Origin of the sequence: Nostoc sp. JL31, assembly GCF_017114965.1 — a bacterium.
GTDB lineage: Bacteria > Cyanobacteriota > Cyanobacteriia > Cyanobacteriales > Nostocaceae > Nostoc > Nostoc punctiforme_A.
Genome location: NZ_JABXKO010000096.1, coordinates 120,775 through 132,625, shown reverse-complemented (window position 1 = coordinate 132,625; position 11,851 = coordinate 120,775). Strand labels below are relative to the sequence as shown.

The window sequence follows — 11,851 nt, the reverse complement described above, 5'->3', positions numbered from 1 at the left end:
CAACGCCAACAAACTAGCACCGTAAGCAGGCTCATACCTCGAAAAAATTACTTTTACCTCAGAAAACTTCTTAACAACTGGTGATATTAAGCGATCGCAGTGATGGTAAAAGAACGCCAAATTGTGGGTTGAAAGTAACCGGATGCTGCGGCGCTACAGTGTAGAAGCTAATGACAGCAAGCGTAACACGGAGACAAAAAAGTGCAAATCACTAAGCGCAATGTTGAATTAAGAGTAGATGGCAGCTTAATGCGTGTTTATGTTGCATCTCCCAAAGCAGCCGGAAAATACCCTGGTATTGTCTTCTACAGTGATATTTATCAGTTAGGTGATCCAATGATTCGTCTAGCTAACTACTTAGCAGGATACGGCTATGTAGTAGCAGCACCAGAAATTTTTCACCGAATTGAGCCAGTTGGTTTAGTAATAGAGCCAGACGATCTGGGAAGGATGCGGGGAAATGACGATGCTCGTCGAACCTCCGTAACTGATTATGATGCCGATTGCCTTGCTGTAATTGAATTTCTGAAAACAGAGAGTGCGGTTTCTCCAAATCAAATAGGCACTCTCGGCTTTTGTATTGGTGGACATTTAGCTTTTCGCGCAGCATTTCAAAGCGAAATTCGGGCTGCCGTTTGCTGTTATCCTACTGGTATTCCCAGTGGTAAGCTTGGTAAAGAGGTAGCCGATACAATCCAAAGGGTAAGTGAAATCAAAGGCGAGATGCTAATGGTATTCGGTACTCTTGACCCTCATATACCAGAGAGCGATCGCCAAATCATAATAAGAGCAATTGAGAATGCTAACATACCTCACCAAGTTTTCTTGTACGAAGCAGAACATACATTCATGCGTGACGACGGTTATCGTTATGATTCTACTGCTAGCACCTCTGCTTGGTCTGAAATAGTCACTTTCTTGGGGCGCATATTCGCAAACTGAAAACTCCTATTATTGCTTTCTTCGCGTCAATTTTGAGTTGTCTGCAAAGCTAATAACCCAGCACCATAAGCAGGTTCATACCTCGGAAAAATCACGTTTACATTAGGAAACTTCTTAACAAGAGACACTGCAAATCTTTCATGGATCTTGCATCTACCGCGCCACACACTTCCTGTTGTGACTACCTCTAAAACTGAGTCAGCGCTAAAAATTGCATCAATTACTGTAGATGTAGTTTTCACTAACTCTTTTACAGCATGATCAATTATGATATTCGCTACAATATCACCTGACGCTGCTGCTAAATCTACAATTGGTGCTAAAGCTGCTATCTGTTTAACTCCCCATTCTCGCCGATATACTACTTCTATTAAATCTTCTATATTTTCCAAATTAAGATGCTGTTTGAAACCCTCTATCAAACTCGTTGAAATCTCTCGTCCATCATAAGATTTTAATGCTGCATTCATACCTGCGAGCGCAATTTTATAAGCGCTACCTTCATCTCCTAAAATGTAACCCCAGCCGCCGACTCGCTTAGTATGTCCTTCATGATTTCGGCCGAAAACTATCGAACCAGTACCTGCTGCAACCACAATTCCTACAGGCTGACCAATTCCACCAACTAAAGCAATTAAAGCATCATTACAAATTACAATATTGGCTGGCTGTAATGCCCAAGTAATAGGCAATTTATTATTCTGTAACTCTTTTACTAAACCTTTTACTACTTCGATATCTGTTGCACGACCTACACCTCCTAAACCCAAACATATCGCATCAATATTCACAGTATTTGTAATTATTGCTGCCTCAACCGCATTGTGAATTGCAGATTGAATAGATTGTAAAGTTGCTTCGATACCTATACTCTGATAGTTAGACGGGCCTGCTTCACCACGGACTAGCACTTGACGCGAATCATCCATCAAGACACAAACTGTCTTGCTACCGCCGCCATCTATTCCTAAAACATAACTCATAGATTGCAATAATCTTAATTATTTTGATGCTTAGGTTTTTCTTTTAAAGGAATAAAAAAGAGAGCAATCATTCCAGGAATGGTCAGCAAACAGACCAAGACAAAAAATAATGGATAGCCAAGTGCTTTTTGCAAATAACCGCTAACTAAGCCTGGTAACATCATTCCTAAAGCCATAATGCCAGTGGAGATAGCAAAATGAGAAGTTTTATATTCACCTTGGCAAATATACATTAAATAAACACTAAAAGCTGTAAATCCAAAACCATACCCAAATTGCTCCAAGGAAACCAAGGGATACACTAATGTTAGTGAAGGCTTCATGTAAGCCATATACACATAAAATACATCAGGTAAATTCAATGCTAAAGCCATAGGAAATAGACATTGTTTTAATCCATATCTAGAAATGAGTAAGCCTCCTAAAATTCCTCCACAGATTAGGGATATTACCCCAAATGTACCGTAGACTAATCCCACATCTGATGTTGATAGCCCTAAACCACCTACTTCTGCTTTGTCCAATAAAAATAAAGAAGCTATCTTGACAAGCATTGCTTCGCCAAGTCTGTAGAGCAAGATAAATGCTAAAATGCTTATAATTTTATATTGAGTAAAATATGAGTTAATGATTGACCAAAAGGGAATATATCCTGTAGCTTCTAATTGTTTGTTATCTGATTGAGGTAAAGGTAAAAATAGGCGATGATAAATAAACAGGATTGCTAAAATTAAAGCTGAAAAGCCAATAGCTATAGTCCAGCTTAAAGGAATATTATTGAAATATAATTCAAGTTGACCTGCTAAGACTACTAATATTCCTGAACCGAAGATAACAGCAAGTCTATAAGATAGTGAGCGAATGCCGACAAAGAAGGCTTGTTGTTCTGGAGATAAAGCGAGGAGGTAGAAGCCATCTGTGGCAATGTCATAAGTTGCAGAAATAAAGGCTCCTATTGTTAATGTTGCGAGGGAGATGAAAAAGAAATTTGGCAGTTGTAAGGAGATGGCTATCAAACCCAAGCAGCAGAACATGGCAAATTGGGTATAAAGTATCCATTTACGTTTGGTAGAGTAAATATCAACAATTGGGGCCCAAAACATTTTGATGACCCAAGGTAGATAGAGAAAACTTGTCCATAAGGCAATTTGAGTGTTATCTATTCCGAGTTTTTTGTAAAAGATTACGGAAACTGTGTTGATGATAATGTAAGGGATGCCGGAGGTGAAATAGAGGGTGGGGATGAATTTCCAAGGGGAGGTTGTTTGGTGTTTCATGGATTTGGGGGACGAACCGCAGAGGCGCAGAGGGCACAGAGAGATTAAGAGAGGATAATGCGTTTGATGCCGTCTTTGAGGAGGGGGACGTTAAAGTTGATGAGAAGGGCTAAGGGGTAATTAGTCATTTTAAGGTATGAGAGGACTTGAGCTTCGTGGATTGGGGCTAAATTTTGAACAGCTTTTAATTCCACAATTAAACAATTGGCAACCAGAAAATCTAATCTCCCCTTGCCTACTTCATGTCCTTTGTAATTCACTATTACCCCCTTCTCAACCACATGAGGTATCCCGCACCTGAAAAATTCTATAATTAGCGCCTCCTTATATACCTCCTCCAAAAACCCAGACCCCAACACCCTATGCACCTCAATCGCTGCCCCAATCACCTCACCCGTAAGCCGATTCATATCCTCTCCTAACTCTCTTCCCTCCGCGTTCTCTGCGCCTCTGCGGTTCGTTTCCATCAATCCCTCTCCAACCCTGTGGCAAAATTTATTAGAGTCCTTCCTTAGTTTTCCCGCATGACCGCAACCATTCCCAATCTCCCCAGTCTCTACGACCCCTTTTCCACTGAAGCCAAGTGGCAAAAATTCTGGGAAGACAACCAAGTTTACAAAGCTGACCCCAACAAAGGCGGCGAACCCTACTGCATCGTCATTCCCCCTCCAAATGTCACCGGCAGCTTACACATGGGTCACGCTTTTGAAAGTGCCTTAATTGATACCCTCGTGCGCTACCACCGGATGCAGGGACGCAATACCCTATGGCTACCCGGAACTGACCACGCCAGCATTGCTGTGCATAGTATGCTGGAAAAGCAACTCAAGAAAGAGGGTAAGACTCGCTATGAATTGGGGCGCGAAAAATTCTTAGAACGCGCTTGGCAATGGAAGGCGGAGTCTGAGGGAACAATTCTTAATCAGCTACGACGCTTAGGTGTCTCAGTGGACTGGTCACGGGAAAGGTTTACCCTGGATGAGGGTTTATCTAAAGCTGTTGTCGAGGCGTTTACTCGTCTCTACGAGGAAGGCTTAATTTATCGTGGTGAATATTTAGTTAACTGGTGTCCCGCTTCTCAGTCGGCTGTGTCTGATGTGGAAGTAGAAAATCAAGAGGTGAATGGAAATCTCTGGCACTTCCGCTATCCCCTCACCGATGGTTCCGGTTTTGTAGAGGTGGCGACAACTCGACCAGAAACGATGCTGGGCGATACGGCAGTAGCGGTTAATCCTAATGACGATCGCTACAAACATCTCATTGGCAAAACTTTAACTCTGCCAATTCTACAACGAGAAATTACCATTATTGGCGATGAATTCGTTGATCCTACCTTCGGCACGGGTTGCGTAAAGGTAACTCCCGCCCATGACCTGAACGATTTTGACATGGGTAAGCGTCACAATCTGCCGTTAATCAACATTATGAATAAAGACGGCACTCTCAACGCCAATGCTGGGGAATTTCAAGGACAAGACCGTTTTGTTGCTAGAAAAAATGTGGTTTCTCGCCTAGAAGCAGATGGCTTTTTGGTGAAGATAGAAGATTATAAACATACCGTTCCCTACAGCGATCGCGGTAAAGTACCTATTGAACCTCTCCTCTCAACTCAGTGGTTCGTCAAAATTCGCCCCTTAGCTGATAACACTCTCAAATTCCTCGACCAGCAAACTTCCCCAGAGTTTGTCCCCCAACGCTGGACTAAGGTCTATCGTGATTGGCTAGTAAAACTCAAAGATTGGTGTATTTCTCGCCAATTATGGTGGGGACACCAAATTCCGGCTTGGTACGCTGTCAGTGAAACCGATGGGCAAATTACCGATACCACGCCCTTTGTGGTAGCGAAATCGGAAACTGAAGCTTGGGAGAAAGTTAAATCACAATTTGGCGAAAATGTCAAGCTTGAACAAGACCCAGATGTGCTAGATACTTGGTTTTCTTCTGGACTCTGGCCATTTTCGACTTTGGGCTGGCCAGAACAAACTCAGGATTTAGCAACTTACTATCCGACTACCACTTTGGTGACAGGCTTTGACATCATCTTTTTCTGGGTAGCCAGAATGACCATGATGGCTGGGCATTTTACGCAGCAAATGCCTTTCCAAACAGTTTACATCCACGGCTTGGTGCTGGATGAAAAAGGTCAGAAGATGTCAAAGACCAAAGGTAATGGTATTGACCCGCTGTTATTAATTGACAAATATGGTACTGATGCCCTGCGGTATACCCTAATTAGGGAAGTGGCTGGTGCGGGTCAAGATATCCGGTTGGAGTACGATCGCAAAAAGGATGAATCAGCATCTGTAGAAGCATCCCGCAACTTTGCAAATAAGTTGTGGAATGCTGCCCGGTTTGTGATGATGAATTTGGATGGACAGACACCGCAACAACTGGGGAATCCAGTCGCTACAGAATTGAGCGATCGCTGGATTATCTCGCGGTATCATCAAGTTATCAAACAAACCACCAATTACATCGATAATTACGGTTTAGGAGAAGCAGCAAAAGGACTCTATGAGTTTATTTGGGGTGATTTCTGCGATCAGTATATTGAACTGGTGAAATCCAGATTGCAAGCAGATGCCGATCCAGTATCGCGGCGGGTAGCACAGGAAACCCTCGGCTACATATTAGAAGGAATTTTAAAACTGCTTCATCCGTTGATGCCTCATATTACCGAAGAAATTTGGCAAACTCTCACCCAACAACCGGTAGATTCCCCGCAAACTTTACCATTACAAATATATCCCCAGGTAGATGCAAACCTAATTGATCCAGCTTTAGAAGAACAGTTTGAATTGCTGATTGCTACTATCCGCACAATTCGGAATTTGCGGGCGGAAGCAGATATTAAGCCAGGGGTAAAAGTGACAGCGAATTTGCAAACTGAAAGTGAGAAAGAGCGGGAAATTCTCACTGCTGGACAAGATTACATTAAAGATTTGGCGAAGGTTGAGACTTTAACCATTACTGACAAGCAAGAAAACCAAACTGTTGCTGCGAAAAAACCTCAAAGGGGTTTGAAGACAATTGGCTTAATTATTGTGGCCATTGTCTTTGGTAGAGTGGGTTTAGCTGCGGGAAATGCCATTGATGACATTCCCATCGTCGGAACTTTCTTTGAACTAGTTGGTTTTGGTTACACAGCGTGGTTTGTTAGCCAAAATTTACTCACTGCTCAAGCTAGACAAAAGTTATGGAGACAGTTTTTTCCCCAGAAAGAATTAGAACAACCACAAGAAGCAGAAAATGCAATCGCAGGTGTAATTGGTACAATACAGGTGCTAATTCCTCTAAGCGGTGTGGTAGATATTGAAACTGTGCGTGCCAAGCTAGAAAAAAGCTTGAGTAAAGCTGAAGCCGAAGTTCAATCCCTGAGTACCAGATTAAACAATCCTAGTTTCGTAGATAGAGCTAGGGCTGACGTGGTACAGGGAGCGCGCGATGCGTTAGTAGAAGCACAGAAGCAAGCTGAAATTTTGCGCGATCGTTTGAAGGGGTTGTCGTAGCGATCGCCTGCATGGCTTAGGATAACTGTAATGGGTAATGGGAGTGTTAATAATTCCCAATTACCCATTACCAATTAACAAAGTAAAAATATCAATTCTAGTACTTCTAGTACTTATTTTTTTATTAAATTTTTTGAATTTTGAATTTTGAATTTTGAATTGGAGCAAAGCGACTCTCATGCTATATCTAGCCCAGGTGCGTAAAAACGATTTTTTAGACCAGCACCAGTTACGCTTATTGGCGCGTCAAGAAGCTGATAACTTGTGGGCGATAATTCCCGAAGAAGCTTTCATTCTGCTTGGAAAGGGAAAAATCATGAGTGAGAACTTGCTTGTTCTAGTCGAACTTTCTCCTACAGGCGATATTGAAAGACTAGAAGACGCCACTAACTGGGTACTGCATCTGGTACAAAACTACCTCACCATCGGCATTACCCCAGAATTTTTGCAGCATGAGGCCGAGCGAGCAGAACATTGGCGACAATCCCTGACGTTGCAAAACCAAGACTTAGCAAGGCGTTCTTTAGAGTTGGAAGCCAGACGCGAACAAATTCAAGCCTTAGAAGAAAGCCTCAAACGCGAGAAAAATGGTTATTCCCAAGAGGAAGGTTAAAAGTTTGCAGTTATGTTGCACTCAAATGTGTATTTATAAAAGATTACCCAGCAAGAGTTGCTCTGTCTATTACTGGGTAATTTCTCAATGCTTGCTATAGTTAGCTTGCGTTAGGCAATGATAGTAATATTTGCACTACTAAGCGCTACCTGATTGGAGAACTGGGCAATTTGAAGAACTTGTGCAGCCTTACCAATCCCATCCGCGTCAAAGAAAAGATTACCCGTAGTTTGATCGTAGATAAAGCGATCGCTTGCTGTTATCGCAGTGGTACCAAGTCGAAACAGGCCCGAATCGAGCGTAGTATTTTGAGATTGAACCAGTCCGAATTCAGCCTTGGAAATCAAGATAGTATCCTCTCCAAGAGTAAAATCAGCGATCGTATCATACCCTCCAGTACGGGTACCACTTAGGTTGAAGCTATCTTGCCCAGTTCCACCAATCAATACATCTCGACCAACTCCACCAGCGATTAGATCGTCACCTGCACTACCGAACAAGGTGTCATTGCCTGAGTTACCAAAGAGGCTATCATTGCCATCAACTCCATTCAACGTGTTAGCACCATTATTTCCCATCAGGATGTTATTAAGGCTATTACCAGTACCATTGATTGCCCCAGTTCCAGTCAGAGTCAAATTCTCTAGGTTATTTCCCAACACCCAATTCACCGAAGAATTGATTAAATCTGTACCTGCATCTAAGTATTCAATAATCAAGTCGTTTACGTTGTCTACAGTGTAAATATCATTACCGACTCCACCATCAAGACTGTCAGTCCCTGCACCTCCATTCAAGGAGTCATCGCCTACACCGCCTAACAAGGTGTCATTACCTGAGCTACCAAACAGGCTATCGTTGCCATCAACTCCATTCAACGTGTTAGCACCACTATTTCCCACCAGGATGTTATTAAGGCTGTTACCAGTACCATTGATTGCCCCACTTCCAGTTAGGGTCAAGTTCTCCAGATTATTTCCCAACACCCAATTCACCGAAGATTTGACTAAATCTGTGCCTACATCTGAGCCTTCAGTAATCAAGTCGTTTACGTTGTCTACAGTATAAATGTCATTGCCGACTCCACCATTGAGACTATCAGCCCCTAAACCTCCATCCAAGGTGTCATCACCTGCACCGCCCAACAAGGTGTCATTGCCTGTACCACCAATTAGGCTATCATTGCTATCTTCTCCACTCAAGATGTTAGCGCCAGTATTTCCAATCAAGATGTTCTTAAGACTGTTACCAGTACCATTGATTGCCCCACTTCCAGTCAGGGTCAAGCTTTCCAGGTTATTTCCCAACACCCAACTCACCGAAGACTTAACTAAATCTGTACCTGCATTTAAGCCTTCGATAATAATATCGTTCACGTTATCTACGATGTAAGTGTCATTACCGATTCCACCATCAAGACTATCAGATCCTAAACCGCCATCTAAGGTATCATTGCCTGCACCACCCAACAAGGTGTCATTATCGGAATCACCAAAGAGGTTATCGTTGCCATATTCTCCACTCAAAATGTTAGCGCCAGTATTGCCAATCAAGATGTTATTAAGGCTGTTACCAGTACCATTGATTGCCCCATTTCCAGTCAGGGTCAAGTTCTCCAGGTTATTTCCCAACACCCAACTCACCGAAGACTTAACTAAATCTGTGCCTGCATTTAAGCCTTCAATAATAATATCGTTCAGGTTGTCTACGATATAAATATCATTGCCTTTACCACCTATGAGACTGTCAACTCCTGCACCACCATCTAAGGAATCATTTCCATCGCCACCATCAAGGGTGTCATTATCACCTAGTCCTTGGAGCGTGTCATTGCCCTGCAATCCTGAGATGATATCAATATTGACTGTACCATTTAGGTTGTCTGCACCTAAAGTACCATTAATCACATTGTACTGATTAATAGTCAAGTTGACGGTAGCAGTACTATTGCCTCCGTGCCCATCACTTATAGTGTAAGTGAAGCTATCCAAGCCATAATAGTTTTGGACAGGGGTATAAGTGTAAGTACCGTCGTTGTTGTTAACTAAGCTTCCTTGGCTAGGTTGGGTGAAGCCAGTAATACTCAAAACATCACTAACATCGACATCTTTATCATTGCTTAACAGAGTAGTAGCACTAATAGTAACGGGTATGTTTCTTTTTGTGGTGATGTTATCGTTAACAGCAACAGGCGCATCATTCACAGCCGTAATATTAATATTGCGGCTAACGGCAGTACTATTAGCAGCCCCATCATTAACTAGAAAGCTGACGGTACGAGGTGTAAGACTAGGGTTATCACTGTTGTTGGTATAAGTAATGGAACGTAGTGCGGTTTGATAGTTAGCAATAGTGGAACTGCCAGTTAAGGTTAGAATGCCTGTGTTGCTGTTATAGCTGCCGATAATCCCATTTTGGTTGGTGAAGGCGAGAGTATCTTGAGCAGAGACAAAACCATTGGTAATGCTGACGGTGGCACTAGCCAGGTTGGCGGAGTCTACGTCACTAACGGTGATACCTGAGTCAATGAGTGTAATAGCATTCTCAGTGTATACTAGGGCAGAGTTGGTGGCAGTAGCAATGGGTGCATCATTCACCCCCGTAATATTAATATTGCGGGTAACGGCAGTACTATTAGCAGTCCCATCATTAACTACAAAGCTGACGGTACTAGTTGTAGTACTGGGGTTATCACTGCTGTTGGTATAAGTAATGGAACGCAGTGCGGTTTGATAATTAGCAACGGTGGCACTGCCGGTTAAGGTTAAGACACCTGTGGTGCTGTTGTAGCTGCCCGTAATCCCATTTTGGTTAGTGAAGGCGAGGGTGTCTTGAGCAGAAGTGAAACCACTAGTAATGCTGACGGTGGCACTAACCAGGTTTGGGGATTCTACATCGCTGACGGTGATGCCTGAGTCAATTACTGTAGTTGCGTTCTCGGTATATGATAAGGCAGAACTCGTGGCAGTAGCAACGGGTGGATCATTTACCGACGTAATATTAATATTGCGGGTAACGGCAGTACTATTAGCAGTCCCATCATTAACTAGAAAACTGACGGTACGAGGCGTAGTACTGGGGTTATCACTGCTGTTGGTATAAGTAATGGAACGCAGTGCAGTTTGATAATTAGCAACGGTGGCACTGCCGATTAAGGTTAAGACTCCTGTACTGCTGTTGTAGCTGCCGGTAATCCCATTTTGGTTGGTGAAGGCGAGGATATCTTCAGCAGAGGCAAAACCACTGGTAATCCTGACGGTGGCACTAGCCAGATTGGGGGAGTCTGTGTCGCTGACGGTGATGCCTGAGTCAAGTACTGTAGTGGCGTTCTCAGTGTATGTCAGGGCAGAGACAGAACCAGAGGTGACTGTCGGAGGAACCCCGCTGTTGTTGTTTAGTTGGGCATATATACCCTCCCCAGATCCGTCCTGACCATCGCTTTGCCAAGAAATTACAAAATCTCCAGTAGCATCCGTTGCTACTGTGGGGTTAGTTTGACTGTTGTTGGTGTAGGTATTGACCAGAAATTCGCCTCCAATAGCTACCCCAGAACTGTTATAGCGTTGGGCATATATACCATAGCCAGACCCGTCCTGACCATTGCTAGTCCAGGAAATAATAAAGTCCCCATCTGCATCCATCGCTACTGTGGGATTATATTGATTGCCGTCAGTGTGGGTATTGACTTTGAATTCGACCCCAATAGCTACCCCAGCACTGGTGTAGCGTTGGGCATATACACCATAGCCAGATCCATCCTGACCATAGCTTTGCCAAGAAATTACAAAGTCCCCAGTGGTATCCATTGCTACTGTGGGGTTGTTTTGATAGCCCTGAGTGTGGGTATTGACCAAAAATTCACTTCCTTGAGCCACCCCAGCACTGTTATAGCGTTGGGCATATATACCCAAGTAAGACCCGTCTTGATAATAGCTTTGCCAGGAAATAACAAAGTCCCCAGTCGCATCTATCGCTACTGTGGGGTTATATTGAGAGCTTTCGGTGTGGGTATTGACCTGAAATTCGCCCCCAACAGCCACTCCAGAACTGTTGTAGCGTTGAGCATATACCCCATAGCCAGACCCGTCCTGACCACTGCTTTGCCAGGAAATGACAAAGTTCCCATTGGTATCCATCGCTACTATGGGGTTAACCTGATCGTTGTTAGGGGAGGTATTGACCTGAAATTCGCCCCCAACAGCCACTCCAGAACTGTTGTAGCGTTGGGCATATATCCCAAAGCCAGACGCATCTTGGCTTTGCCAGGAAATAACAAAATCCCCTGTGGAATCGATCGCTACTGTAGAGTTAAGTTGATTGCCGTTGGTGTTGGTATTGACTTGGAATTCCCCCCCAACAGCCACGCCAGTACTGTTGTAGCGTTGAGCGTACACCCCATCGCCAGACCCATCCTGAGCATTACCAGTCCAGGAAATGATGAAGTCCCCATCAGCATCCATTGCGACTGCGGGGTTAATTTGATTATTGTTGGTGTAAGTATTGACTTTGAATTCATTCATGAAAAAA

Annotated in this window: 7 protein-coding genes; 3 read left to right on the top strand and 4 right to left on the bottom strand. The window is 43.4% G+C overall.

The window, feature by feature from the left end:
- Window positions 1-201 precede the first annotated feature (201 nt).
- Window positions 202-942, top strand: a complete 741-nt coding sequence (locus tag HWQ43_RS22840; protein ID WP_292738271.1) for a dienelactone hydrolase family protein — start codon at window positions 202-204, stop codon at window positions 940-942.
- A gap of 26 nt (window positions 943-968) precedes the next feature.
- On the opposite strand, the gene HWQ43_RS22835 is transcribed toward HWQ43_RS22840, so the two are convergent.
- Genes HWQ43_RS22835 through HWQ43_RS22825 form a run of 3 tightly spaced genes read right to left on the bottom strand, consistent with a single transcriptional unit; the run spans window position 969 to window position 3,669 of the window.
- A complete protein-coding gene (locus HWQ43_RS22835) occupies window positions 969-1,925 on the bottom strand; it encodes an N-acetylglucosamine kinase (RefSeq protein WP_292738270.1) in 957 nt (318 codons plus the stop codon).
- Window positions 1,926-1,939: 14 nt separating this feature from the next.
- Window positions 1,940-3,202 carry an MFS transporter gene (locus tag HWQ43_RS22830; protein WP_292738268.1) on the bottom strand — a complete coding sequence of 421 codons (1,263 nt, stop codon included), beginning with the start codon at window positions 3,200-3,202 and terminating at the stop codon, window positions 1,940-1,942.
- A gap of 44 nt (window positions 3,203-3,246) precedes the next feature.
- Complete coding sequence (locus HWQ43_RS22825) at window positions 3,247-3,669, bottom strand: GxxExxY protein (protein ID WP_292738267.1); 423 nt, start codon at window positions 3,667-3,669, stop codon at window positions 3,247-3,249.
- Between the two features lie 57 nt (window positions 3,670-3,726).
- Between HWQ43_RS22825 and HWQ43_RS22820 the strand changes: the two genes are divergently transcribed.
- Together HWQ43_RS22820 and HWQ43_RS22815 are read left to right on the top strand one after the other, a co-directional pair.
- Window positions 3,727-6,711 carry a valine--tRNA ligase gene (locus tag HWQ43_RS22820; RefSeq protein WP_292738265.1) on the top strand — a complete coding sequence of 995 codons (2,985 nt, stop codon included), beginning with the start codon at window positions 3,727-3,729 and terminating at the stop codon, window positions 6,709-6,711.
- Between the two features lie 178 nt (window positions 6,712-6,889).
- Window positions 6,890-7,324 carry a hypothetical protein gene (locus HWQ43_RS22815; protein WP_292738382.1) on the top strand — a complete coding sequence of 145 codons (435 nt, stop codon included), beginning with the start codon at window positions 6,890-6,892 and terminating at the stop codon, window positions 7,322-7,324.
- Window positions 7,325-7,434: 110 nt separating this feature from the next.
- Here HWQ43_RS22815 and HWQ43_RS22810 read toward each other — a convergent pair whose 3' ends face one another.
- Window positions 7,435-11,844, bottom strand: a complete 4,410-nt coding sequence (locus HWQ43_RS22810; RefSeq protein ID WP_292738264.1) for a cadherin-like domain-containing protein — start codon at window positions 11,842-11,844, stop codon at window positions 7,435-7,437.
- Between the last annotated feature and the right edge of the window lie 7 nt (window positions 11,845-11,851).

Bases quoted from the DNA above. Each gene is read 5' to 3' on its own strand.
- HWQ43_RS22820 (WP_292738265.1), top strand. From the start codon at position 3,727: ATGACCGCAACCATTCCCAATCTCCCCAGTCTCTACGACCCCTTTTCC.
- HWQ43_RS22815 (WP_292738382.1), top strand. From the start codon at position 6,890: ATGCTATATCTAGCCCAGGTGCGTAAAAACGATTTTTTAGACCAGCAC.
- HWQ43_RS22825 (WP_292738267.1), bottom strand. From the start codon at position 3,669: ATGGAAACGAACCGCAGAGGCGCAGAGAACGCGGAGGGAAGAGAGTTA.
- HWQ43_RS22810 (WP_292738264.1), bottom strand. From the start codon at position 11,844: ATGAATGAATTCAAAGTCAATACTTACACCAACAATAATCAAATTAAC.
- HWQ43_RS22830 (WP_292738268.1), bottom strand. From the start codon at position 3,202: ATGAAACACCAAACAACCTCCCCTTGGAAATTCATCCCCACCCTCTAT.
- HWQ43_RS22835 (WP_292738270.1), bottom strand. From the start codon at position 1,925: ATGAGTTATGTTTTAGGAATAGATGGCGGCGGTAGCAAGACAGTTTGT.